Source organism: Sphingomonas sp. 179-I 2A4 NHS (genome assembly GCF_045369135.1).
In the GTDB taxonomy this organism is placed as follows: domain Bacteria; phylum Pseudomonadota; class Alphaproteobacteria; order Sphingomonadales; family Sphingomonadaceae; genus Sphingomonas.
Map to the genome: position 1 here is coordinate 1 of NZ_JBIQFL010000008.1, position 23,637 is coordinate 23,637.

At 66.0% G+C, this 23,637-nt stretch carries 19 protein-coding genes; 9 read left to right on the forward strand and 10 right to left on the reverse strand.

From position 1 onward, the window contains the following. Nucleotides 1–37: 37 nt before the first annotated feature. The 6 genes from ACH0CP_RS13715 to ACH0CP_RS13740 all read right to left on the reverse strand — a co-directional run bounded on the left by ACH0CP_RS13715 (nucleotide 38) and on the right by ACH0CP_RS13740 (nucleotide 5,726). Nucleotides 38–478: a hypothetical protein gene (locus ACH0CP_RS13715; RefSeq protein WP_406889695.1), complete on the reverse strand. Its 441-nt coding sequence runs from the start codon at nucleotides 476–478 to the stop codon at nucleotides 38–40. Then, nucleotides 475–1,896, reverse strand: coding sequence for an ATP-binding protein (locus ACH0CP_RS13720; protein WP_406889693.1), 1,422 nt, complete (start codon nucleotides 1,894–1,896; stop codon nucleotides 475–477). The genes ACH0CP_RS13715 and ACH0CP_RS13720 overlap by 4 nt, the downstream gene beginning before the upstream one ends. Nucleotides 1,897–2,103: 207 nt before the next feature. Further along, nucleotides 2,104–3,426 (reverse strand): hypothetical protein, encoded by a 1,323-nt coding sequence (locus tag ACH0CP_RS13725; protein ID WP_406889692.1) that lies wholly within the window; start codon nucleotides 3,424–3,426, stop codon nucleotides 2,104–2,106. 2 nt (nucleotides 3,427–3,428) lie between these two features. Further along, nucleotides 3,429–4,232 carry an SLBB domain-containing protein gene (locus tag ACH0CP_RS13730; RefSeq protein ID WP_406889691.1) on the reverse strand — a complete coding sequence of 268 codons (804 nt, stop codon included), beginning with the start codon at nucleotides 4,230–4,232 and terminating at the stop codon, nucleotides 3,429–3,431. Nucleotides 4,233–4,251: 19 nt separating this feature from the next. Continuing rightward, nucleotides 4,252–5,469, reverse strand: coding sequence for a hypothetical protein (locus tag ACH0CP_RS13735; RefSeq protein ID WP_406889689.1), 1,218 nt, complete (start codon nucleotides 5,467–5,469; stop codon nucleotides 4,252–4,254). 131 nt (nucleotides 5,470–5,600) lie between these two features. Next, complete coding sequence (locus ACH0CP_RS13740; RefSeq protein ID WP_406889687.1) at nucleotides 5,601–5,726, reverse strand: hypothetical protein; 126 nt, start codon at nucleotides 5,724–5,726, stop codon at nucleotides 5,601–5,603. A 1,915-nt stretch (nucleotides 5,727–7,641) separates the two neighbouring features. Here ACH0CP_RS13740 and ACH0CP_RS13745 point away from each other — a divergent pair. The 4 genes from ACH0CP_RS13745 (at nucleotide 7,642) to ACH0CP_RS13760 (ending at nucleotide 11,913) form a co-directional block, all read left to right on the forward strand. Then, nucleotides 7,642–9,342, forward strand: coding sequence for a pilus assembly protein (locus ACH0CP_RS13745; protein WP_406889686.1), 1,701 nt, complete (start codon nucleotides 7,642–7,644; stop codon nucleotides 9,340–9,342). After that, nucleotides 9,342–9,914, forward strand: a complete 573-nt coding sequence (locus ACH0CP_RS13750) for a TadE/TadG family type IV pilus assembly protein (protein WP_294443424.1) — start codon at nucleotides 9,342–9,344, stop codon at nucleotides 9,912–9,914. The genes ACH0CP_RS13745 and ACH0CP_RS13750 overlap by 1 nt, the downstream gene beginning before the upstream one ends. After that, on the forward strand, nucleotides 9,905–10,564 hold the full coding sequence (locus tag ACH0CP_RS13755) for a TadE family protein (protein ID WP_365928237.1): 660 nt from the start codon (nucleotides 9,905–9,907) through the stop codon (nucleotides 10,562–10,564). The genes ACH0CP_RS13750 and ACH0CP_RS13755 overlap by 10 nt, the downstream gene beginning before the upstream one ends. A 92-nt stretch (nucleotides 10,565–10,656) precedes the next feature. Continuing rightward, the gene (locus tag ACH0CP_RS13760; protein ID WP_294443423.1) at nucleotides 10,657–11,913 is read left to right on the forward strand and encodes a histidine-type phosphatase; all 1,257 of its coding nucleotides are present in this window, start codon (nucleotides 10,657–10,659) and stop codon (nucleotides 11,911–11,913) included. A gap of 16 nt (nucleotides 11,914–11,929) precedes the next feature. Here ACH0CP_RS13760 and ACH0CP_RS13765 read toward each other — a convergent pair whose 3' ends face one another. Together ACH0CP_RS13765 and ACH0CP_RS13770 are read right to left on the reverse strand one after the other, a co-directional pair. Continuing rightward, nucleotides 11,930–12,235 (reverse strand): YciI-like protein, encoded by a 306-nt coding sequence (locus ACH0CP_RS13765; protein WP_294443422.1) that lies wholly within the window; start codon nucleotides 12,233–12,235, stop codon nucleotides 11,930–11,932. A gap of 117 nt (nucleotides 12,236–12,352) precedes the next feature. Further along, nucleotides 12,353–15,205, reverse strand: a complete 2,853-nt coding sequence (locus ACH0CP_RS13770; RefSeq protein WP_294443421.1) for a TonB-dependent receptor domain-containing protein — start codon at nucleotides 15,203–15,205, stop codon at nucleotides 12,353–12,355. Nucleotides 15,206–15,624: 419 nt separating this feature from the next. On the opposite strand from ACH0CP_RS13770, the gene ACH0CP_RS13775 reads away from it, so the two are divergent. Further along, entirely contained in the window at nucleotides 15,625–17,565 is a 1,941-nt protein-coding gene (locus tag ACH0CP_RS13775) for a PAS domain-containing sensor histidine kinase (RefSeq protein WP_294443420.1), read from the forward strand. A gap of 159 nt (nucleotides 17,566–17,724) precedes the next feature. On the opposite strand, the gene rpsT is transcribed toward ACH0CP_RS13775, so the two are convergent. Beyond that, complete coding sequence (rpsT, locus tag ACH0CP_RS13780) at nucleotides 17,725–17,988, reverse strand: 30S ribosomal protein S20 (RefSeq protein ID WP_046411219.1); 264 nt, start codon at nucleotides 17,986–17,988, stop codon at nucleotides 17,725–17,727. A gap of 94 nt (nucleotides 17,989–18,082) precedes the next feature. Further along, the gene (gene mutM / locus ACH0CP_RS13785) at nucleotides 18,083–18,898 is read right to left on the reverse strand and encodes a bifunctional DNA-formamidopyrimidine glycosylase/DNA-(apurinic or apyrimidinic site) lyase (protein WP_294443419.1); all 816 of its coding nucleotides are present in this window, start codon (nucleotides 18,896–18,898) and stop codon (nucleotides 18,083–18,085) included. Nucleotides 18,899–18,944: 46 nt separating this feature from the next. Between mutM and ACH0CP_RS13790 the strand changes: the two genes are divergently transcribed. Genes ACH0CP_RS13790 through coaBC form a run of 4 tightly spaced genes read left to right on the forward strand, consistent with a single transcriptional unit; the run spans nucleotide 18,945 to nucleotide 23,595 of the window. Next, complete coding sequence (locus ACH0CP_RS13790; RefSeq protein WP_294443418.1) at nucleotides 18,945–19,676, forward strand: class I SAM-dependent methyltransferase; 732 nt, start codon at nucleotides 18,945–18,947, stop codon at nucleotides 19,674–19,676. A 34-nt stretch (nucleotides 19,677–19,710) separates the two neighbouring features. Further along, complete coding sequence (gene ubiB, locus ACH0CP_RS13795) at nucleotides 19,711–21,261, forward strand: 2-polyprenylphenol 6-hydroxylase (protein ID WP_294443417.1); 1,551 nt, start codon at nucleotides 19,711–19,713, stop codon at nucleotides 21,259–21,261. Between the two features lies 1 nt (nucleotide 21,262). Further along, nucleotides 21,263–22,387 carry a hypothetical protein gene (locus ACH0CP_RS13800; RefSeq protein WP_294443416.1) on the forward strand — a complete coding sequence of 375 codons (1,125 nt, stop codon included), beginning with the start codon at nucleotides 21,263–21,265 and terminating at the stop codon, nucleotides 22,385–22,387. Beyond that, the gene (gene coaBC, locus ACH0CP_RS13805) at nucleotides 22,384–23,595 is read left to right on the forward strand and encodes a bifunctional phosphopantothenoylcysteine decarboxylase/phosphopantothenate--cysteine ligase CoaBC (RefSeq protein WP_294443415.1); all 1,212 of its coding nucleotides are present in this window, start codon (nucleotides 22,384–22,386) and stop codon (nucleotides 23,593–23,595) included. Before ACH0CP_RS13800 ends, coaBC begins: the two co-directional genes overlap by 4 nt. Nucleotides 23,596–23,637: the final 42 nt, after the last annotated feature.

Below are 23,637 nucleotides of genomic sequence, written 5' to 3' on the forward strand. Positions count from 1 at the left end.
AACATCAACCTCCGGACGAGGCCCGCACTCCGCTAATCTACGCCGCGATCTGTGCCGAATGTTCTGACGACTGACAGGGATCGCGGTCGCTGACGGTGATCTCGAGCACGTTGCTGGCCTTGCCCGGCCGCACCGCAGTCTGTGCGATCAGGCTCTTTGCCTGACGATCGAGCTGCGCATCGTCGGGCTTCTGCCCCTGCTGGCGGGCAAGTTGCTCCGCAACAGCGCGGGCGACGAAGCTGCTGACGATGATGTCGGATTGGGTACCGATCAGATTGGTGGCCGACTGGGTCGAGCGTTCCTGATCGCCGAGCGAGAGATCAGGCTGGGACACGTCGAACAGCAGGGACGATGATGCCTGAAAGGTCCTTGGCTGGACCGAGATCCAGAAGGCGATGATGACGAACATGATCGCCGCGATGGCAAGGCCAAGCCGCCAGCGGTCGCGCAGCGCTGCCAGTAGGTCGCTCGCTGTCATGACACTCCCCCTACCCGCGCCGTCACAGCTTCCAGATGGCTCGCGAAACAAGCAAGGTCGGCGCAGGCCGCAGACCTATCGTGACGCACCATCGCGAGCAACAAGTATTGCGGCGCAAGTGAATCGGTAAATGCAAGCCCGCCATCAACCTCGCGCAGTTCTCCCCCCAGCCCATCGACAACGGCCACGACGATTGACTGGATCTCGGAAGGTGAACACACGCGCGCGTCGCCGATCGCCTCAGCCAAGCGAGCAGCGTCGAACACATACTCGGTGCCCGCCAGCAGCGCCGTGGCGACCAGCGGCTCTCGCAGTGCCGCCGATGCAGCAAGCCGCGTGAACCGCCGTGCCGCCGACGCGCTCACCCCCGACCAGTCTCGCCAGGCAGTATCTATTCCCTGCCAGAGCGCCGCTTCGTCGACCGTCTCAACTCCCGCCTCGAACGCTTGAAGCCCGGCCTCCCGCGCCAACGTCCGGACATGATAAGGTGACCCGATCGAGATTGCCGCGATGATGTCGACGACGCCGGGCTCGTAATCGAGTCCAGCACGACGTCCCCCCTCCGCCATCAGGGCGCGGGCCGCGGCCGGTTCGATCGGGCCGACGCGGATAGCCGCCATGTGCCGCCGGAGCGAGGCGTGCTCGGCAATCAGCAAATCGACATCGTTGCTGATCCCGACCATGACGAACTGCACCGGGATCCGGAAATCCGACAGCAGCTTCATAAGCGCCGCCAGCTCAGACCGTGTGCGCTGGTTCGTGATTCGGTCGAATTCGTCGAGGATCAGGAAGATACGGCGGGTGCGCACACTGGCCAGTGCGTCGGCTACATCGCGAGCGGAGAACGGCGCCTGGAGCACAAGCGACCGCATCGGCTGGCTGCGCCCGGCAGTCTCCTCGATGAAGCGGACATAGGGGGCGACGACCGCCTCGAACTCCGCATCGCCGCTTGCCGAATGATAGAAGACGTCGCAGCCGGCCTCGTCGACCAGATCGCCGAAGACGCGCGCCAGCGACGTCTTGCCGACCCCGCGTGCGCCATAGATGATCGCATGGTTCGCGCCGTCGACCACTGCGCTCGCCAGTGCCCGAAGCTCGGCCATCCGGCCGCTCAGCTCATAGCGGTCACCAACGGGCTTGGAGGCGTTGAACCCCTCCGTAATGCGGCTGCGCCGGGCCTCGCCGATGATCCCGGCGTTTACCGCGGCCTGAAGATGCGAAAGAGTATCCACCTGCTGGGCAAGCGCAGCTGGTTCGCTTCCGGCGGCCAGGGGGCGCGCAGAAGCCTTCTGCCCGACCTCGACATCGGCACGGCCGGGCGCGATACTGACCGGTCCCATAGGCAACGCCCCCGGCGCCACGTCCTCCGGCACGTTCCCCGCCAGCCGGTCGAACCAGCCCCAAACCCTGTTCAGCATATCGGTGCCCACCCCAAGCGTCCGCAAACGACATATGCGTCTGATCTTCTGACCGGACGCACAAGCAGTGGCAATCCGATTGTGACGGTCGCCCGCCGCTGGGGGCCCACTGGAGCACAGTATAGGCCAGTGGCTGCGTGGTGGCGATGACGCTTTTCAAGATGATGATTCCCCCCACGTCTCATCTCGAGCCGAATACTGTTGCCCTTATGTGGCGCGAAGGGGCGGCAAAGCGGCATGCGCGGCGGTCGAAGGCCGGACAGGGAGGAGCGGCGCGTCCCGGTCGGCGCCTTCCTCGCGCTGCCACCGCCGAAGGCAACCGTAGCAGACGAACAATATGGCCGCTGCCTTGATCGAGATGAACGAGTTGCTGACCGGCATGCTGAGCGCGAAGAACAGCGTGACGCCGATGATGAACCGTTTCGCCTCGGGGGTCCGCAGCGGCAGCATGAGGCACAGAAGGCACCAGAAGGCGATCAGCCCCAGCACCGATTGGGTCTGGGTGAAATAGGTCCAGCCGCTGTCGAAGGTATAGCCTGGCACCGAGGTGTTCAGCCCGAACAATTCGATCAGCGACTGGCGTTCGAAATAATAGAGGCTCTTGGCCAGCCGGCCCGGCAGCGTGTCGCCGCCGCTAGGGAGCGCGCCCAGCCCTCGTACGCTCGCCAGCAGGATCATCGTTGCGGCTGGAAAGGCGAGCGCGATGCCGCGCGGCAGCTTCGGCGCGACCAGACAGGCGCCGATCACCACCACGCTGGCGATGATCGCGAAGCGGCCGTCGCACATGACGAGGAGGATAACGTTTCCCGCGATCAGCACCACCCGCATCCAGAGTGCCATGCGTCGCCAGAAGGTGCACAGGAATATCGTGACGACCACCGTCCAGTTGCCGAGCGACACGGGTTCGAGGAAAAGCGACGACACGCGGTGGATGTCGAGTTGCGGCAGCAGCAGGCGGCCAACCGGCCGCGTGGCATTGAGGTAGAGGCCGCTGAGGTCCGGATCGTAGATCGTCGCCTCGACCCCCCGGGTATTGGCATAATATTTCGCGACATCGATCGCCACGCCGTACTTGACCGGATCGATTGCCTCCCAGAGCCCGATCACCACCGCCAGTATCTGGGTGGCGACGAGGAAGATCGGGATCATCCGCGGACGCACGACCGTGCCCATCAAGGCGAAGATCGGGAACGCGGCAATGTCGCCCAGGTATTTGGGGCTCGCCGCCTGCCGGAACAGCGACAAGCCCACCCACCAGACGAACATCAGCCACAGGATCATCAGCCAGGTCAGGCGATCGCGGTCGCCGCCGAGCACACCGATCCCGAACGCTCCGGCGAGCAGCAGCCCCTGGATGAGAACGATGCTGCCGGGGGTCAGCGCGGTGACATTGGCATTCACCCATGCCGCCGCGAAGTTGAACAACAGAGCGCCGGCCATGATTGCCATCGCCCCGGTGGTCAGCCAGCGATCGGATCGTTCCGCGCGAGCGGGCGCGGCTGCCCTTGCCGAAGCGGCCGCACCCGCCATCGTCAGAAGATCCGGTCGCGGATGAACAGGACATCGTCCGAGCGGATCGGCGTGTCGAGTTCGTCGATGTCCGATTTGGCGCCGCCGCGATAGAGCTGAACGCGGTTCTGTGTACCCGAGTCGTTCTGGCCCCCGGCCTGCGCCAGCGCCTGGCGGAAGGTCATTCCAGGCTCTAGCGGGTAGGCACCCGGCTGGCGGACCTGCCCATAGACGAAGAAGCGCTCGCTCGCCGGCACAACGATGACGTCGTTCGCCTGCAGCACGGGATCGGCGTCGGTGCCCGCGATTTGGCCGATGACGAAGCGCTGCTCGGCGCCTCCCCGGCGCCGCAAGATCGCGACTTCCGAAGAGCCCGTTTGTCCGCCCGCCTGTGCGATGACCGCACTCAGCGTCGTCGGCCGCACCAGCGGAACGATCCCCGGCGCCTTGACCCCGCCCAGCACCGTCACGCCGCGGCTGACATAGCTCACGACTTCGACGTTGACGATCGGCTTGGTGTAGTAGCCCCCTCGATTGTACTGCTGGCGGATGGCGGCTGCTAGGTCGCCCGGCGTCATGCCGACCGCGCTCACGTCGCCCAGCAGCGGCAGGCTGATGTTGCCGTCGGCACGGATGCGCAGGCGGACCGGCTGCGGAAACTGCCCATAGACCTGCACGTCGATCACGTCGTCGGGGCCAAGGACATAGGACGCTTCCTGCGCCGCGGCGGGTGCCGTCGGCAGGACGATCATCGGCGCGAGCGCGGGGATTGCCGCAAGCGCCAGCGACAGGCGCCGTGTCGGCGCGGCGAAGATTCGTGACGACATGAGCTTTGCTGCCTCCCTGTTAAATTGCCAGGCTTAGCGTCGCGACCGCGCGCGTGCCCTGATAGGTTCCGAATGCACCATCGGTGCGCCGCTCGTCGCTTCGCACTTCGGAATCGAGCCGGATGTTGGGCGCGATGTCGTAGCTTGCGCCTGCGGCGACGAACAACAGTCTGTCGAAGGTCCGGATATCGGCCAGATTGACCGGCTGGAGATCCCTATAACGGTTGCGCAGCACCCCGCCGCGCAGATTGAGCGATGTGCGCGGGCTGATCGTGTAGACGGTGCCGAGTTCCAGCCGGTCCTGAAGCACATAGCCGGCCGACACGAACAGCGCCGGTTCGATTGAGCGTAGTGCCTGAAGCTGGATGCGGTAGCGCGGCATCGGCCGGACTGTCACGTCGAGGCCGCCCGAAAAGCCGTCGAACCCCTCACCCGCTCCGGTCGGATCGACCCAGTTATAATCGACCGTCGCAGTGTAGAAGATTCGCTCGGCAACAGTGCCGCCGACCTGCCCACGAACCAATCGGCGCCGGACTTCCGTGACGCTACCGTCTTCGGGCCGGATTCGATTGGGATAGGTGAAGCGTTCGTCCCGGTAGTTGAGCGCGACGCCCAACCTGCCGGTCCGATTATAGCTGACGCCGCCCTCGATCGCTTCCGTGTTGAAGTTCGAGGCTCGGCGGCTGAAGCTGCTGTTCGAGCCCTCGCGGTGCTGGACCGTCAGCGTCGGCCGAAGTCCCGGCGCGACCTCGCAGCCGCCGCCCATCGACACGTCGAAGATCGTCCGCGCGTTGGCGGCGATCAGGCCCTGTTCGGCAAGATCGGCCTGCGCCTTCGAATAGCGAGACAGCGCCTTGCCCGAACAACGCGGCGTGGCCTTCCAGTCCCAGTCGAGCCCTGCCGACAAGCGGGTACGATCGAGGAACAGGTTGTTGGTATGATATTCTCGCCCGACCTCCGCGGTCGCACGGATGCGCTGCATCCCGGGCGTGATGTTGAGGGAAGCGATGCCGGCGATAACGCCGACCAGATCGTCCGTTTGCCGCCCGTCGACCTCCTGCACGCCGTCGCGAACGCGCAGAATGTTGTCATCGTAGACGAGCCGCGCCCGCCCGCCGATCGTGATGCCCTGCGGCAATTCATCGGCTGGAGCGACCTGTGCCACGACCGGCGCAGGCGCAAGCAATGCTAGCACCAGCGCGGCCGAACCGGCGACCGCCGCGGTCGATACCCCCATCAGAGCCCCTCTGCTCACCGGCCCGGCATCTCCACCGTGACCGCCCCCGGAATGCCTATGGCAAATTCCGATTCAACGCAAAGTGCTTCCGAATGAAAACGGGACTACCTCAGGAACGCGACTCCACGGGATCAGACAATCAGGCTGACGACGAACCCCACGGCCGCCAGCAGCGCGACGTATCCCACGGTCCGCGAAATACCATACTCGATGTTTTCAGACGCGGTCCGATCACGAGCATGAGCCAGCGACTTCATGTCGATCGAAACAGATCCTTTCACAGCGACACCTCTCCATTACCCCGGGCATCGTCTGACACCCGGCACGACCGAACATCTTTGCCGTCTCGTGCAACCACGACCTTAACGCGCAGAGTGCTGTAATAGCTCCAGAAAAAAAACTACTCGTTGCTCAGCGGCTTGGCGTGCGCTCCTTTGCTTCGCCCCTCACCGCGCTGAACGACGTTCGACCGCCGCGCGGACCAGCGTGCTCGGATGCTGCCTAAGGCATAGGCGACAACTTGCTTGCCGTTGCCAATGCGCGCTGGCCGAAAATATCTCACATCGGCTCCCGTCATTGCGCCGCCGCCCCTCCCGCCGCCCCTATCGCGGCCGAAGCCGCGGCCAAGTGATCCGCAAGCCACTTCGCGATCTCAAAGCCAGGCGCCGAACCACCACCGTCTCGGTCCTGCCCGGTGCGTGCCCTCGATACGATCCGAGACGGCGATCTCCACGAACGTCGCCTCCGTATCATCCACACCTCCGGCATTATGGTCGAATGCCTGTTTTCCACCGAGACAGGTCGAAGCCACGGCTCCACGACGCCAAACAGCAAGTCACCAACCAGGAATATGTAAATCGCCGCAGCGTAAATCGGCTGATTGCCCTGCGCGAGCGTTTATTTTCGACCGTTGATCCCATTCTCCTGCGCAACAGCGCCGTCCTGACGACGCGAGTGATCGCCTCGGGTAAGACATTGCAAAAAGGTCAATAAATTGCGAGAATTAACTACGATTGTTAATGACTTATTATCCGTTGACAGCTACTGTACTGGGGTTTTTAGGAGCCCATAAATGCGTACCGTCGGCGCCAAGGTCCCCAGTACTGCCCCGGTCCCCCCGAGCTCTGTGACACGGGCGCACGATGAGGTGGGCGGGCCCGTAGGTGAGCTCTACGATCGCCTCCATTCTCGTGTCATACCGATCATGCGCGTTCAACCGAGCCGCCCTGAGCCCGCGCTCGAGCGGTTCTCGCGTGTCGCAGGCTATGTTACCTTGGGCGCCTGCTATCTCGCGGTCTTGGCATGGTTCCTTGCCTGACCTTCGCGCCCCCCGCACTTTGCCGGGTAGGGAGTCTTCTGCCGCATCTCGGGACACGTTGGGGGGGTCGTAAGAGACGGATCCCAGGCCGTCTCGCGCCGCTTACCAGCGCGACATTAAACTGCATCTCGCCAATCAGAATTATCTGCGGCTACAGGCGAACCCCCGATAGCTGGGCGGAGACACCCCACTGCCTCTCGCTCCGGGCGGATGGGCGACGCCGAAGTGGCGTGCATGGCGGCGACGGTCCTGCTCCTCACCCAGAAGCCTGCCATCCACAAAAGCTTTGCGCCCGACCAATCCCGCCGCGATCGTTCCACATCCGCGGATCCAAAGGCGTCGGCAATTGACCCAAGGCGGCAAGCCTCATGCCGGCGTGCTCCGCGGCAGCGAGGGCAAGGTGTGAGTCAGGCGCTCTCCCCGCGTCGCCAAAAAAAGCATAAAGGAAGTCACAAGCCGACGTGACTGCCTTGATCTGGCCGACATTCGTGCCGGCTCCACACGCTTGCTACGCGCGTCTGAAGGGCTGTCGTAAGACACATCTCTTCGCGCCTACGGACGGATTGGCGCATGTCCACTATCGGTCGTGCTCACCAAGACGGCCGACTTCCAGTCCCCGCATCTCGTCGGTGACACCACGCCCAGATGATAGCGGCCGCCGGAGCCATTCTGAACGAAATGGACGCTGATTTGCCGACGGTTGCGCCTCAGTTCTGATCGCGGCCTGATCAACACGGTCGCGGCGCTTGTCGGGCGCGAGAGCGCTACCCTCAAGCTTGGCTACCCTTCGTTCACCATAAAGATTCAAGGTTATTTAGCCGCCCGGCGGCATCCAGCCACTCAGGCTTATGATAATGTTGAATCTCAGGAAACTCGCGGCTTTCGTGTCGCGGCTGGCCCGAGACAAGGCCGGCAACACGCTGGCGATCATGGCCGCCGCGATGATCCCGCTGTGCGCGATCATCGGCTCGGGCGTGGACATGACGCGCGCCTATGTCGCGCAGAACCGCTTCCGACAGGCGTGCGACGCCGGCGCCCTCGCCGGCCGGCGCCTGCTCGCCGGCACTACCGTGTCGCCAACGGTACGCACCGAAGCGACCAAATACTTCCAGTTCAACTTCCCGCAGGGCCAGTTCCAGTCCGCGCCCTACACGCTCGCGATGGCCGTGCCGACGCTCGGCACGCTCCGCATCCAGTCGGAAACGACCGTCCCCACCACGATCATGAAGATGTTCGGCTTCGAGACGCTGCCGATCACCGCATCCTGCTCCGCGACGCAGGACTTCGTGAACACCGATATCGTGTTGGTCTTCGACCTCTCCGGGTCGATGAACTGTGCCCCGGGCGTGAGCGGCAATTGCGGCAATGTCAGTCAGTCCGGCTCCAAGCTGCAGGCCCTCAAGTCCGCCGCGAAATCGCTCTACACGACGCTTGAACCGGCGCAGGTCCAGCTTGCCGAGAACAACCTCCGGCTGCGCTATGGGTTCGTCAACTACTCGAGCAACGTGAACGTAGGGCAGGCCGTCTATCAGAAGAACTCGTCGTATTTTGTGAACAGTTGGATCTACCAGTCGCGTAGCCCTGTTTACACGACCCAACCCCGTACCGAGTCGACGACGAGCCGCGCCGCGTGCGAGTCTCAGGGGGGCGTGTACTCGACGTCCTGGTTCGGGCTGATCAAGACCTGCACGTTCCAGGACCAGGTTCTATCGGGCTACACCTATGGGCCGGTCCGACATGATCTGACCACCTATCTCGCAGGTGGTACACCATACCTTGCCAGTATTGACAGGAATTCCACGCGCTGGGCGGGTTGCATCGAGGAACGCGATACGGACCCAGTGACGATCAACGGCGGCAGCGCCACCAGTGCGCCGGCGTCGGCCTACGACCTCGATATAAACTTGATCCCGTATAACGACGCTACCCGCTGGCGCCCGTCCTGGCCGGACACCGAATTCCGCCCCGGCGCCTCGACCAGCGTCATCAACAACGATTTCTATTGCCCCACCGCGTCGCGCCGGCTGCAGAATTACTACAATAACAAGGCTTCGTTCGACAATTACGTCGATGGCCTGACGGCAATCGGCAGTACCTACCACGATATCGGCATGATCTGGGGCGCGCGGTTCATCTCGCCTAAAGGAATCTTCGGCGCCACGCCCGAAGAAACCAACGATCTCACCACGCCTGACAATCCGGTGAAGCTGCGTGGGTTCGGCGTGAAGCGATACATCATCTTCATGACCGATGGTGATATGTCGCCGAGCGACACCTACTCCACCTACGGCATCGAGTCCCTCGACAAGCGCGTGACCAACGGCGCTAGCAACCAGATGAACCGCCACCTTCAGCGGTTCCGCATGGCGTGCAACGCGGCCAAGGCCACCGGTACCGAGATCTGGGTGATCGCCTTCGCCACCACGCTGACGGCGGACATGCAGAACTGCGCCTCGAAGCCGGAACAGGCCTCGGGCCTCTCCACCAATGCCGCGCTGATCGCAAAGTTTCAGGAGATCGGCTCGAAGATCGGCTCGCTGAGGCTCAGCCAGTGATGCGCCGGCTCGCTTCGGACACGCGCGGCGCGACGATCCTCGAATTCGCTTTGATCATCCCTGTCGTCTGCACCCTGCTCGCGGCGGGGTTCGAGCTTGGCTATCGCGTCTATCTAAACTCGATCCTGCAGGGTGCCCTGCTCGAAGCCTCGCGCCGCGCCACCGTGGGCGATCAGACCGGCGACCAGATCGATCAGATCATCAAGGATCGCGTCGCGATGCTGTCCAACGCTGCCAATGTGAAGGAGATCAAGAAAGAGAGCTTCTACAACTTCACCAATGTCGGAAAGCCCGAGAAGCTTACCTTCGACAAGAACAACAACGGCATCTACGACGCCGCCGACGATTGTTACGAAGACGCGAACAACAACAATCAATATGATGTTGTGTCGAATTCCGGCCTGGGTACGGCCGACGACATCGTGCGCTATACCGTGCGTGTCGAATACCCAAACATCATGCCGGTCAACGGCCTCTTGGGCTGGGGCCGGACGCAGACGATCAGCGCGTCGACGGTGCTGCGCAACCAGCCCTTCACGTCCCGCGCGATGCCGACGATCCGGTGCCCGTGATGGTGGTGCGCGCCATGCTGCGGCGGCTGAAGGACAACACGCGCGGCCTCGCCCTGATCGAGTTCGCGCTCGCGCTTCCGCTCGTCCTGACCATCATCCTCTACGGTCTGGAGATCGCCAATTACGGCCTCGCCATGCTGCGCGTGCACCAGATCGCGGCGACCACCGCGGACAATGCGGCGCGCGTGCGCGATTCGATCAACGAGGCGGACGTCAACGAAGTGCTGCTCGGCGGCAAGATCGTCGGCGATCAGATGGGCTTTGCTCAGCGTGGCCGCATCGTGATCAGCGACGTCGTGCCGAACGGCCTCACCAACAGCGCCAAGGGCCAGCGGATCCTGTGGCAGCGCTGCACCGGCGCGCTCAACACGCAGGATTCGCAGCCGCGCTACGGTACGGAAGGCAAGGGACGCACGGACGGATCGCTCCAGGCGATGGGCATGCCAGGCCGGCAGATCGCCGCCACCGACGGATCGGCGATGATCTTCGTGGAGGTGACCTACGCGTACCAGCCGATCATCTCCGACGCGCTGCTCGGCGCACAGACGCTTCGCTCCGAAGCGTCCTTCTCGGTCCGCGAGCGGGAGGCCGAAACACTGAACGCCTCACCCGGCGCAACCCCCAGCCTTTGCACTACCTACGCCGCCTGAGAGCTGCGTTCCGCGGGGCACCTATGCCTCCTATCCTCCCTGGGCATCGGCACGTATCCTCCACCCACAACAACGAAGGCGCGCCCCCAACCGTGAACCATCTCCGCCGCCTCATCGCCCCGCTGCTCGCCGCATTCGCGCTTGCCACACCGGCCGCCCTGTCGGCGGCTCCACGCACAGATGGCACGGCTGGTAGTGTAGCGCCCTTCGCGCTTCCCCGCGGATGGCAGGTTGAGCGCATGGTGATCCTCATGCGGCACGGCGTGCGCTCGCCGGACGCGGCGCCGCCAGCGATCCCCGGGCTCCCCGCCCCCTGGCCAGGCTGGCCCGATACACGCGGCTTGCTCACGGATCATGGCGCCCGGGCCATCGCGCTGCTCGCGGCCTCTGACCGCCTCTGGCTGCGTCGCTACGGGCTTGTTCCGGCGAACGGCTGCCCGGCTGCTGGCCGCGTCGCGATCCTCGCCAACAGCTTCGAACGCACCATTCGCACGGCGCAGGTATATGCCGCCAATGTCGCACCTGGCTGTGCGCTCGCGACGGTGCACAAGCCGCTCGGCCAGCCCGATCCGCTCTTTCCCTCGGCGGCCAATCGCAACCTCGTGGTCGATCCTGCGCGTGCCGACGCAGCGGCGCGAGCCGCGATCGGCAAGGGCGGCCTTGCAGCATGGGACCGGCGCCTCCAGCCGCTGCTGGCGCGGCTGAACCGGATCCTATGCGGCAGCAGCGCAGCCGATTGCGGCATCCGCGGAGGATCCACACTGGAGCCGGCGACCACCAGCCGCCCCCCGCGCGTTCACGGATCGATCGAACGCGCCGCGAAGGCATCGTCCGCGCTTCTGCTGCAATATGCCAATGGCTGGCCGGCGTCGCGGGTGGGCTGGGGCCGCGCCACGGGGGCGGACATCACCGCTCTGACCACGCTGGTGAACGTCCCCTACCAGATCACCGTTCGGCCGCCGTATCTGTCGAGCCTCGAGATCGGAACGCTCAAACGCCGCATGGCCCTCGCCCTCTCCCCCTCGCAACCGGCACGCCTCACCGTCATCGTCGGCCACGACGGCACCATCGCCAGCCTTGCCGGCGACCTCGGCCTCCACTGGAAGATCCCGGGCTTCGCTGCCGATTTCCCCTCGTTCGGCGCGGGGATCGGCTTCGCGACGCTCCGTGGCCCCGGTGGCCAGAGCCGCGTCGTCGCCTTTTTCCGCGGCCAGTCGCTCGAACAGATCCGCGGCCTCGCACGTACGCCCGCTTACGCCCAGGTCCTGCCGCTGCGCTGCGTGCAGCCTTCCGGTGGCGACTGCCAGCCCGCTGCCTTCACCAGGACGCTCGTCGGCCCGCCGCGCTGAGCCACGTCGTGGCCCGTCAGCCGCCGTGCGGCCGGATCGGCGTCGCCGCGCGCTCGCCCACCACCGTCGTCCACGGTACTGTCCGCCATCCGGTCACCAGCCCCTCGCGCACGTAAGGATCCGCCGCGGCGAAGGCGGCTGCTCGCGCTTCGTCGGTGAACAGCAGCAGCGCGGATTCCACCGGATCGCCGATCGCGCCGCCCAGCACCAGCGCGCCCTCATCGGCCGCTTCCCACGCCAGCGCGAGATGCGCCTCGCGGAACTGCCCGCGCCGCGCCAGATAATCAGGCGCCAGGTCATAGATCAGCAGAATGTGGCGCACGCGGCCCTCCGGATGGTGTGAGCCTCGCCCCTGCCCCACCGTCGCAGCCAAGGCGAGCCCAGTCCGCCAAACCGCGGGAGAGGGAGGACGCCGCCCGGCGCCCTCCCGGCCGCCCCGTCAGAACCCGTAGCTCAGCCGCGCATAGCCGAAACGGCCAGGCACGTCGTAGGTCGTCGGATCGTAATTGTTGAGGCTGCACGAGAAGCAGCCCGGCGGGTCGGTATCGAACACATTGTTGATGCCCAGCGTCAGCCCCAGCTGCTGGTTCAGCCAGCTCGGGCGGAAGGTCAGTTGCACGTCGCCGTAGAAGCGGCTCTTCAGCTTGTTGCCATCCGCAATCTCGCGCACGTCGTCGATGTAGCGGCCGGTGAACGCCGCCGCGACCGGGCCGATGTCCCAGTCCAGCGTCGCCTGCCCCTTGAAGCGGGGGTAAGCCTGGTCGGGGCTGCCGCGCTCGGTGCCGGTGTAATCGATCACCGTGACGCCGGCGGTGGCGGGCACCTCCTCCTCGTACTTCAGCAGGTAATTGCCGCTGATCGAGAGGCCGAAGGTGCCGGCCCCCGTCTCCCGCGTGCGGGCGAGGAAGGTGAGGTCGAGCCCGCGCGTGCGCAGCCCGCTGGTGTTCAGCAGCACACCGTTGATCGACGTGATGAAGCCGCTCGGCGCTCGCACCACGGCCGCGCAGGACAAGGGATCCCCGATCTCGGCGCAGCGGCTGAGCAGCACGTCCGCCGGGATCGAGGTGATCGCTCCCTTCACCTTGATGTCATAGTAATTCACCTCGAGGCTGAGCGAGCGGAAGAAGCCGCTGCGCGCCCATTCCGGGCTGTAGGCGCCGCCGAACAGCCACGTCCGCGCCGTTTCCGGCTGCAGTTCGCGGTTGCCGCCGGTGATCACTGGCAACTGGCCGGTCGGCTCGGCATAGCTGCCGTTCGCCGGCACGCCATTGGCGGCGCAATTCGCCCGCACCGTCGCCGATGTCTGGTAGGGCGATCCGGCGATGTTGCTGCACGGGTCCGCCAGCGGCTGATCGAAGCGGGACCGCGCGCCGAACAGCTCGCCGATCGACGCCGCGCGATAGCTTTCGGCATATTGGCCGCGCAGCAAGAGGTCCGCCACCGGCTTCCACAACGCCCCGCCGCTCAGCGTCGTATTCCCGCCGAAGGTCGAGAAGTCGGAGTGCCGCACCGCGCCGTTCAGCTCCACCAGGTTCAGGAACGGCGTGTCGCGGATCAGCGGCACGCGAAGCTCGCCATAGACCTCGTCGACGTTGAACGATCCGCGCGCGGCCTGCGCCGGGATGTCAGCGCCCAGCCCGGCCTGGATGATCGGATCGGGGTTGAAGCTGCCGAACTGGTCGCGATGCTCGTAACCGAAGGCCAGCCCCACCGCGCCGCCCGGCAGGTCGAACAATTCGCCCGACACGTTCAGCGTATAGTCGGTCAGCCGCTGCTCGCTGCGCGATCGTTCGTCGAAGCCGATGAAGCCCAGCATCTGCGGCGTGACGGAGCCGACACCGCCGAAGAAGTTGAACGGCACGCATTCGCCGGTGCACTGGCTCACCGGCCCCAGCGCCTGCTGCAGCCGCGCCGCGTTGATGTTGCCGGTGAACAGCTGGTGCGCATTGTTGAAGCCGAACACGGCGTTCGCGTCATAATACCAGTTGCGGCCGAACAGCTCGAACTTGCCGTCCGCCGTCGCGGTGACGGACCATGTGTCGACGCTCTGCGAATAGGTGCGCTGACCCGCCTCGATCAGGCGGCGGAAGATGGCGGTGTAATTCTGCCCCGGGATCAGCGTGACGCCGAACGGATTGTACGGATTGGTGGCGTCGATCGAGAGCGTATCGAGCAGGTTGCCGTTGCCCACGTCCGGCCCGATGCCCAGCGGCAGGAACGCCGCCTGGTTCTGCGACTTGCGATGGTTCCACACCGTGCGCAGCTGCAGGTTGAACGCGTCGGTGAACTCGGCGCGCGCGTTCAGGAACGCGCCGTACCGCTCGTTCGGCGTCAGGAAGTAATTATAGGGCGCGAAGTTGAACCGGTCCGCCGCGGTGAAGGCGCGGAAGTCGCCCGTGGCCAGCGTCGGATCATAGACGGGACGGCCCGTCAGCACCGGCGCGCGCAAGGTGATGTCCTGGCCGTTGACCAGGAAGCGGCCGAGCGCGCTGAAGCTCGAACAACCGCCGATCGGATCGGTGCAACTCGTCTGCCCGGGGTTGGGGAATTGCGAGATCCCCCGATCGGCCGCGCGCACCGAATCCTGCTTGGTGTAGAAGGCGCCCGCATCCACCTTCAGTCCGCCGGAGCCGCCGCCCCAGCTCAGATGGTAATTCTGCGTCTCACCGTCGCCTTCGGACAGATATTGGCCATATTGCGCCATCGCGCGAAAGCCCTTCTGCCCCGATCGCGTGATGATGTTGACGACGCCGCCGATCGCGTCCGACCCGTACAGGGCGGATGCGGCGGATTGCAGCACCTCGACCCGCTGGATCATCACGTCCGGAATGGAATTGAGGTCGACCGATCCGGGAATGCCGCTCGCGCTAGATCCGTTCACGTACCGCAGGCCATCGACCAGCACGAGCGTGCGCTTGGAGCCCAGATAGCGCAGGTCGATCCCTGCCGAACCGGCGCCGACGCCGCCACCGTCCGGTGGGCTGCCGAGATTGCCCGAATTGTTGAACTTGGTGTTCAATCCGCCGGACGAGGCGGGGAGCCGCTGCAGCACGTCCGCGATCGAGGACAGGCCGGTCTTCGCGATCGCCGCTTCGTCCACCGTCACCACGGGGGATGGATTATCCAGCGGATCGCGGCGAATGCGTGATCCCGTCACGACAATGTCGGATCCGCTTTCTGCGGCTTGATCTGCGGGCGTATCTTGAGGCGCTGCCTGGGCCGCTGCGCCGCTGGGCAAGAGGAAGATCGCTGCGATCGCGCCTGCACTTGCCGTCGTGAACCAAGTCTTCATTCGGGTACCCCCGTTGCTTGACGTGCTTCCCTCTGCCCAGATGCTGCGCTCCTCGCTGCGCCGCGGCAATCTGCCCCGTGGTCGACCATGAACGAATTGTGACGCGATGTTGCCATATAGTCACTTAACCGAGGCGCTTGTGTCCTTCGCCAACATTTACATGCGCAGCGGAAAGTCTTCGCCGGTAACGCAACAAATCCGCTCGCTGCTTTCGCGCGACAACGGCCCGGCGCATACGCGCCGCGACGCCGCACAGGCCCGGATGCCGCGCAGTGTCGCAGCGCAGCGCACGCCTTAATCTGCGCTAGTGAAACACCCTCTCACGCAGGCTAGCGTCCGCCCCCGATTGGCGGCACTGTGCCGGGCCCGTTCGGCACTTCACCGTCGGTCGCAGGTTCGACCTACCATCGAGAGCTTCTTTGACGCACCAACCCAGTCTTGATGCCGTGGGCGGCGATCGCCGCTTCGAATTGCTAGTGAACGCGGTGAAGGACTACGCCATCTACCTGCTCGATCGTGATGGCAACGTCGCCAGCTGGAACGCCGGCGCCGCCCGTTTCAAGGGCTATACCGCTCAGGAGATCATCGGGCAGCATTTCTCGCGCTTCTATACGGAGGAGGATCGTGCGATCGGCCTCCCCGCCCGGGCGCTGAAGACGGCGGCGGAGTGCGGCACCTTCGAGGCGGAAGGGTGGCGCGTGCGCAAGGACGGCACCCGCTTCTGGACCAGCGTGGTGATCGATCCGGTGATCGACGACGACGGCAACCTCTTGGGCTTCGCCAAGGTCACCCGCGACATCACCGACAAGCGCGAGGCGCAGAAGAAGCTCATCGCCAGCGAACAGCGCTTCCGCCTGCTCGTGCAGGGCGTGAAGGATTACGCCATCTACATGCTCGACCAGAATGGGTATGTGACGAACTGGAATCCGGGCGCGCAGGCGATCAAGGGCTATTCGGCTGACGAGATCATCGGCCAGCATTTCTCCAACTTCTATACCGAAGAGGATCGCCAGGCCGGCGAGCCGGAGCGCGCGCTGCGCACCGCCCGCGAAGCGGGTAAATATGAGGTCGAGGCATGGCGCGTCCGCAAGGATGGCACGCGCTTTCGCGCCGGCGTGCTGATCGATCCTATCTACGATTCCGGCAAGCTCATCGGCTTCGCCAAGGTGACACGCGATCTCACCGAACGATGGCAGGCGCAGCAGGAGGTGGAACGCGCCCGTGAAGCCATGGCCCAGGCGCAGAAGATGGAGGCGGTCGGCCGCCTGACCGGCGGCGTCGCGCATGATTTCAACAATATGCTGACGGTGATCCGCTCATCGGCTGACCTGCTCAAGCTGCCCAGTCTCCCGACCGACAAGCGGGATCGCTACATCAGCGCCATCGCCGACACGGCCGATCGCGCCGCCGCCCTAACGTCGCAGCTGCTCGCGTTCGCGCGCCGTCAGCCGCTGAAGCCCGAGATCTTTGACGTCGCGCAGCGGGTCGTCGGTCTCCAGCAGATGATGGAGACCAGCGTCGGCCCGCTGATCCGCATCACCATCGATGCCGACGGCGAAGGCATCGTCAACGCGGATCTCAACCAGTTCGAAACCGCGCTGCTGAACCTCGTCATCAACGCGCGAGACGCCATGCCCGCGGGCGGAGAGTTGACCATCAAGGCTGCGACCGTGGATGCCTTGCCGCGCGTCCGCGGCCACGCTGGCGCGGCTGGCAAGTTCGTCGCGGTCACGGTCGCCGACAATGGCAGCGGGATCGCCGCGGAAACGATCAAGCACATCTTCGAACCCTTCTTCACCACGAAGGGGCTGAACAAGGGCACCGGCCTCGGCCTCAGCCAGGTGCACGGCTTCGCCAAGCAATCGGGCGGCGAGATCGACGTCGAGAGCCGGATCGGCATCGGCACCGTCTTCACGCTCTATCTGCCGGTCGCCCGCGCCGATCAGATTGCCGCCGCGGCGCCGTTCCAGCCGGCCCGCCTCGGCACGCTGCGCACCCTTCGCGTCCTTCTGGTCGAGGACAATGAAGTGGTGGGCCAGTTCGCCCGCGGCCTGCTGGAAGAGATCGGCCAGATCGTCACCTGGGCGCAGAACGGCGAAATGGCGCTCGGGCTGCTCGAGACCTCGGCGGACAAGTTCGATCTCGTTTTCACTGATGTCGTGATGCCGGGGATCAACGGCCTCGATCTGGCGCGAACCATCGCCGACCGCTGGCCCGGCCTCCAGGTCGTGCTCACCAGCGGCTACAGCCACGTGCTCGCCGAAGAAGGTGACCACGGCTTCGGCTTCCTGCGCAAACCCTATTCGCTGGAAGGGCTGCTGGCGCTGCTGCGCTCCAGTGCCGAGTCGCTGGTCGATTAACGGGGGCGCCGTCTCGTGATCCCAGGCCTGGTCCGGGATGACGCTTCTGCCTCTCAGTCCGTCGGGCGCCCCCCGAACGACAAAAAGCCAGGCGATCCGAAGATCGCCCGGCCCGATGTCGTGTCCTGCCGCGCCGCGAGTCGCGGCGCTGCGCGTTCGTCAGGCGAGAGCCGACAGACGCTTGGTCAGGCGCGAGAACTTGCGGCTGGCGGTGTTGCGATGAAGCACGCCGCGCGCAACGCCGCGCTGCAGCTCCGGCTGGACCGCGGCGAGGGCCGCCGATGCCGCCGTCTTGTCACCCGCTGCGAGCGCTGCCTCCACCTTCTTCACGAAGGTGCGGATGCGGCTCACGCGCGCACCATTGATCTCGGCCCGGCGCTGGTTGCGGCGGATGCGCTTCTTCGCTTGCGGCGTGTTCGCCATTTACAGTCCTCGAAATATCGGTCGATGAAAAAAGGGCGGCGGGAACACCCATCGCCCTAGAAGTCGCGCCACTTAACGCCAATGCCGCAAATGGTCAACTGCGCTGGCAGGCCGGGCACCAGAAGGTTGATCGTCCGCCTTCTGCATATCGCTGCACCGTGCCGCCGCACGCACAAGGCTCTCCTTCCCGGCCATAGACTGCGAATTGCTTGGAGAAATAGCCCAGTTCGCCGTCCGGCCGGGCATAATCGCGAAGCGTCGATCCGCCCGCCTCGATCGCCGACAGCAGCACCGCGCGGATCGCGTCCACCAGCCGGTCGAGCCGCGCCCGGCTGATTCGCCCGGCGGCGCGCTTGGGGGAGATTCGCGCCAGATACAGCGCCTCGCAGACGTAGATATTGCCCAGCCCGGCCACGATCCGCTGGTCGAGCAGCATCAGCTTGATGGACGCTCGCCGCCCGGCCAGCGCCTCGTGCAGGTACGCGCCGGTCAGTTCCGGCCCCAGCGGCTCGGGCCCCAGCGCCGCGAAGGCCGGGAACGCGGGCAGCTCGGCGGTGGGCCACAGGTCGACCGATCCGAACCGCCGCGGATCGTTCAGCGCCACGCGCCGCCCGGCCGTGGTGTCGATCACCAGATGGTCGTGCGGCAGCAGTTCGCTCGGATCCACCCGCCACCGCCCCGACATGCCGAGGTGGAAGATCATCGTCTGCCCGCGATCGGTATCGATCAGGCCGTATTTGGCGCGCCGCGCGAGACTTGTGATACGGGCGCCGGTCATCACCTGGCGGAGTTCCGGCGGGAATGGCCGGCGCAGGTCGCCGCGCCTCGTCTCGATCGCGGCGACGGTCGCGCCGTCCAGCACCGGGCGCAGGCCCCTCACGGTGGTTTCGACTTCGGGTAGCTCAGGCACGTAACGCCCCTAGCCCCCCGCCCTGCGCCCCGCTAGAGCCGCGCACATGAGCGAAACCGTCTCCTTCGGCTACGAAGACATCCCCGCCACGGAGAAGACCGCGCGCGTCGGCGGCGTCTTCACCAATGTCGCCAGCCGCTACGATCTGATGAACGATGCCATGTCGGCCGGCATGCACCGTTTGTGGAAAGATCGCTTCGTGCGCCGGGTCAAGCCGCGCGCCGGCGAGGAGATCCTCGACATGGCCGGCGGAACCGGCGACATCGCCTTCCGCCTCCAGCAATCGGGCGCCTCGGTGACGGTGGCGGACATCAACCCCGCCATGCTCGAAGTCGGCATGAAGCGCGCGCAGGAGCGCGGCATCGACGGCCTCGTCTGGACGGAAGCCAATGCGGAAGTGCTGACCTTCCCCGACAAGTTCTTCGATGCCTACACCATCGCCTTCGGCATCCGGAACGTGACGGACATTCCGGCGGCGCTACGGGAGGCGCACCGCGTGCTTCGCCGCGGCGGCCGTTTCTTCTGCCTCGAATTCTCGACGACCACCTGGCCGGGGTTCAAGGAAGCGTACGATGCCTATTCGCACCATCTGGTGCCAAAACTCGGCCAGATGCTCGCGCAGGATGCCGACAGCTACCGTTATCTGATCGAATCGATCCGTCGTTTTCCGGATATGCCCACCTTTGAAGGCATGATTCGCGACGCCGGCTTCGTGCAGACGAAGGTGGAGCCGCTGCTCGGCGGCCTCGTCGCGATCCACAGCGGCTGGAAAATCTGATGCATTCCCCGCTGCTTGGGGGCGCTGGCGCCCGTTGACCCACCCGCTCGTCCATAGCTGGCGGCTGCTCACCTGGGGCCGCACGCTCGCGCGCCACGGTGCCCTGAGGGGCCTGGAACGCGATCCCAACACCCCGCCCCGCGTCCGCCGCCTCGTGCGCCTAGCGCGCGTCGGTGCCTCGGTGCCCGATCAGCCGCGCTACGCCGACGCCTTCGAGGCGCTCGGCCCCGCCGCGATCAAGTTCGGCCAGACGCTCGCCACCCGCCCCGACATCGTCGGTGACGAGGCCGCGCTCGATCTCTTCCGCCTGCAGGATGCGCTGCCGCCGCTTCCGTTCGAGGCGATCCGTCCGCAGATCGAGACCAGCCTCGGCCGTCCGATCGAGGCGATGTTCTCCAGCTTCGATCCGGTGCCGGTCGGCGCTGCCTCGATCGCGCAGGTCCACCGCGCCATCACCACCGATGGCCGCGCGGTCGCGGTGAAGGTGCTGCGTCCCGGCGTCGAGGAAGAGTTCGCCCGCGCGATCGAAACCTACGAATGGGCCGCCGCCCAGATCGAGGCACAGGACCGTCGCGGTGGCGGCGGCGAGATCGCACGGCTCCAGCCGCGCCTCGTGATCGCCACCTTCAAGCGCTGGACGGCGCGCGAACTCGATCTCCGCCGCGAGGCCGCTTCCGCCAGCGAGCTTGCCGAGGCGATGACGGCGGAGCCTGCCTTCCACGTTCCCGCGATCGACTGGCCCCGCACGTCCGGCAAGGTGCTGACGCTCGAATGGGTCGACGGCATCAAACTGTCGAACCGCGCTGCGCTCGTCGAGGCCGGCTATGACCTGCCGCTCCTCGCCAAGACGCTGGTGCACGCCTTCCTGCGCCAGGCGATCGCCGAGGGATTCTTCCACGCCGATCTCCATCAGGGCAATCTCTTCGCATTGCCGGGCAACCGCATCGCCGCGATCGATTTCGGCATCATGGGCCGCATCGATCGCCGCGCGCGCATCTGGCTGGCCGAAATCCTCTACGGCCTCATCACCGGCAACTACCGCCGCGTCGCCGAAATCCACTTCGAGGCGCAATATGTGCCGGCGCACCACGACGTCGCAGAGTTCGCGACGGCGCTGCGCGCCGTGGGCGAGCCGATGCGCGGCCTGCCGGTGAAGGACATGTCGATCGGGATGATGCTGGACAGCCTCTTCTCGATCACGCGCGATTTCGACATGGTCACCCAGCCGCACCTCCTGCTGCTGCAGAAGACGATGGTGATGGTGGAGGGCGTCGCCACCGCGCTCGATCCCGATATCAACCTGTGGGACACGGCGCAGCCGTTCGTCGAGGACTGGATCCGCACCGAGCTGGGGCCGGAAGCCGCGGTGGCCGATCGCATCGTCGCCGACGTGAAGACGCTCTATCGGTTGCCCGAACTGGTCCGCCGGATCGAGGCCCGCTTCCCCCCGCCCGGCGGCGCGCCCCCTGCCCCGCCGCTGCGCGAGATTGAGATCGTCCGCATCGGCGGCGGCTGGCGCTATGCTGCGGTGGCGCTCGCCACCGCTGCGCTCAGCGTGGCCGCGACGTGGATGGTGATCGGCTGAGATGCCGGCGGCGCCCGGCCGACCGATCTGGCTTGCCGCGCCGTCCCGCTTCGCGGGCTGGCCGGCGAAGCGCGCGCGCGCCGCGCTCGTCGTCCTCGCCCTGCTGATCGCTGCGCTCACCATTCAGCCATACCGGCCGCCCCCGCCGCCCGACGCGCCACCTGCGGTCGAGAACAAGGGCAGCGAGTCCGACCTCGCCCTCTACGAAACCATCGTCGACGATGTGCACCATGGCGCGGACTATTATCAGGCCACGGCGCGCGAACTGCGTGCGCGGTCCGGTTATCCGCTTCGCCCCTTCGTCACCTTCCGCATGCCGCTGCTGGCGCAGGTGCAGGCAACGCTGCCGCTTGCGGGCACTATCCTCCTCCTGTGGTTGCTCGCGGCTGCTACCGCGACCGCATGGCTGGTGCGCCTCAGTGAAATCCTGCCGCATCGGGCGCCGCGCATCGTCGCCGCACTGCTTCTCGCCGGCGGGCTCATCGTCTCGGTCCAGCCGGAACTCACGGCCTCGCACGAGATCTGGGCGGCGCTGCTGATCGCCTGGTCGCTGGCAGTGCGCCGCCGCGGCGAGTGGGTGGCGTCGGTGGCGCTCGCCACGATCGCGATGCTGATCCGCGAAACCGCCGCGCTGTACGTCGTGGTCATGGCGGGCTTCGCGCTCGTGACGGGCCAGCGGCGCGAATTCCTCGGCTGGTGCCTGGGCCTCGGGGCGTTCGCCGCCGCAGTCGTCGCTCACGCTATGGCGGTGGCGCAGGTCACGGGCCCGCTTGATCTGGTGTCCGATGGCTGGTCCGGCCTGAACGGCTTGTGGTTCTACGCCATGACGCTGCGTCACGCGACGGTGCTTGAGGTGTTCCCCTTCACGCTGGTCGCCCCGGTCATTGCGCTGGCGCTGTTCGGCTGGACGGTGCCGCGCGATCCGCTGACGATGCGCATGGCCGTGGTGCTCGCCGCCTATGGGATCCTGATCGCCGGCTTTGCCCGGCTCAACAACTTCTACTGGGGCATGATGGTCGCCCCGGTCGTGCTCGTCGGGCTGGCCTTCGTGCCGGACGGGCTGCGCGATCTCTACCGCGCTGCGCTCGACAGGCGCCGCATTACCGTGACAAGAACCGCATCATGAGCCGGATACTCCTGATCGTCGGCGGCGGAATCGCGGCCTATAAGGCCTGCGAACTCATCCGCCTGCTGCGCAAGGCCGGCCACGGCGTGCGCTGCGTCCTGACGGAAGGGGGCAGCCACTTCGTCACCGCCATGACGCTTGCCGCTTTGTCCGAAGAGGAAGTCCACACCACTTTGTGGGATCTCAAGGACGAGGCCGAGATGGGCCATATCCAGCTCAGCCGTCAGGCAGACCTCGTCGTGGTCGCGCCAGCGACGGCTGATCTGATGGCGCGCATGGTCGCCGGCCTCGCCAATGATCTGGCCACCACGTTGCTGCTCGCGACCGACAAGCCGGTGCTCGCCGCGCCAGCGATGAACGTGCGCATGTGGCTCCACCCGGCAACCCAGCGCAACGTCGCACAGCTTCGCGCGGACGGCGTGACCGTAATGGAGCCGGATGAGGGCGCAATGGCCTGCGGCGAATATGGGCCGGGCCGCCTCCCCGAACCCGCAGCGATCGTCCGCGCGATCGAAGAGCGGCTCGCCGCTCCGCGCGAGGCAGCTTCGATTTACGACACGAGGGCGCAGCCACTCGCGGGCAAGCACGTGCTCGTGACAGCCGGCCCCACGCACGAGCCGATCGATCCCGTCCGCTACATCGCGAACCGCTCGTCCGGAAAGCAGGGCTTCGCCATCGCCGGCGCGCTCGCGGCGCTCGGTGCGCGCGTATCACTCATCGCCGGTCCGGTGACGCTGCCGACCCCCGCCGGCGTCACCCGCATCGACGTGGAAACCGCGCGCGAGATGGCGGCTGCCGTGGATGCGGCGCTGCCGGCCGACGCCGCCGTTATGGTCGCTGCGGTCGCGGACTGGCGCGTGGAGTCCAGCGCCGATCAGAAGATCAAGAAGGCCACCGGGGCGACGCCGACGCTCGCTTTGGCCGAGAACCCGGATATTCTCGCCACGCTAGGCCGCAGCGATCGGCGCCCGCGCCTGCTGGTCGGCTTCGCGGCGGAAACGCAACAGGTCGTGCCGCATGCGCAGGCGAAGCTCGCGCGCAAGGGTGCGGATTGGATCGTGGCGAACGATGTCTCCGGCGATGTCATGGGCGGAGACGCAAACACCGTGCACATCGTCTCCGCGGACGCGGTCGAGACATGGGATCGGGCGCCGAAGGCCGCGGTCGCCGAACGGCTCGCCGCAAAGATCGCGGCTGCGCTACAGTAATAAGCGTCGCCCGCGCCCATATTCGCGCGCCTATCAACCGGA

Coding starts and splice junctions, on each gene's coding strand:
- ACH0CP_RS13715 (WP_406889695.1), bottom strand. CDS start 478: ATGACAGCGAGCGACCTACTGGCAGCGCTGCGCGACCGCTGGCGGCTT.
- ACH0CP_RS13720 (WP_406889693.1), bottom strand. CDS start 1,896: ATGCTGAACAGGGTTTGGGGCTGGTTCGACCGGCTGGCGGGGAACGTG.
- ACH0CP_RS13725 (WP_406889692.1), bottom strand. CDS start 3,426: ATGGCGGGTGCGGCCGCTTCGGCAAGGGCAGCCGCGCCCGCTCGCGCG.
- ACH0CP_RS13730 (WP_406889691.1), bottom strand. CDS start 4,232: ATGTCGTCACGAATCTTCGCCGCGCCGACACGGCGCCTGTCGCTGGCG.
- ACH0CP_RS13735 (WP_406889689.1), bottom strand. CDS start 5,469: ATGGGGGTATCGACCGCGGCGGTCGCCGGTTCGGCCGCGCTGGTGCTA.
- ACH0CP_RS13740 (WP_406889687.1), bottom strand. CDS start 5,726: ATGAAGTCGCTGGCTCATGCTCGTGATCGGACCGCGTCTGAAAACATC.
- ACH0CP_RS13745 (WP_406889686.1), top strand. CDS start 7,642: ATGTTGAATCTCAGGAAACTCGCGGCTTTCGTGTCGCGGCTGGCCCGA.
- ACH0CP_RS13750 (WP_294443424.1), top strand. CDS start 9,342: ATGCGCCGGCTCGCTTCGGACACGCGCGGCGCGACGATCCTCGAATTC.
- ACH0CP_RS13770 (WP_294443421.1), bottom strand. CDS start 15,205: ATGAAGACTTGGTTCACGACGGCAAGTGCAGGCGCGATCGCAGCGATC.
- rpsT (WP_046411219.1), bottom strand. CDS start 17,988: ATGGCGAACACGCCGCAAGCGAAGAAGCGCATCCGCCGCAACCAGCGC.
- ACH0CP_RS13790 (WP_294443418.1), top strand. CDS start 18,945: ATGAGCGAAACCGTCTCCTTCGGCTACGAAGACATCCCCGCCACGGAG.
- ACH0CP_RS13800 (WP_294443416.1), top strand. CDS start 21,263: ATGCCGGCGGCGCCCGGCCGACCGATCTGGCTTGCCGCGCCGTCCCGC.
- coaBC (WP_294443415.1), top strand. CDS start 22,384: ATGAGCCGGATACTCCTGATCGTCGGCGGCGGAATCGCGGCCTATAAG.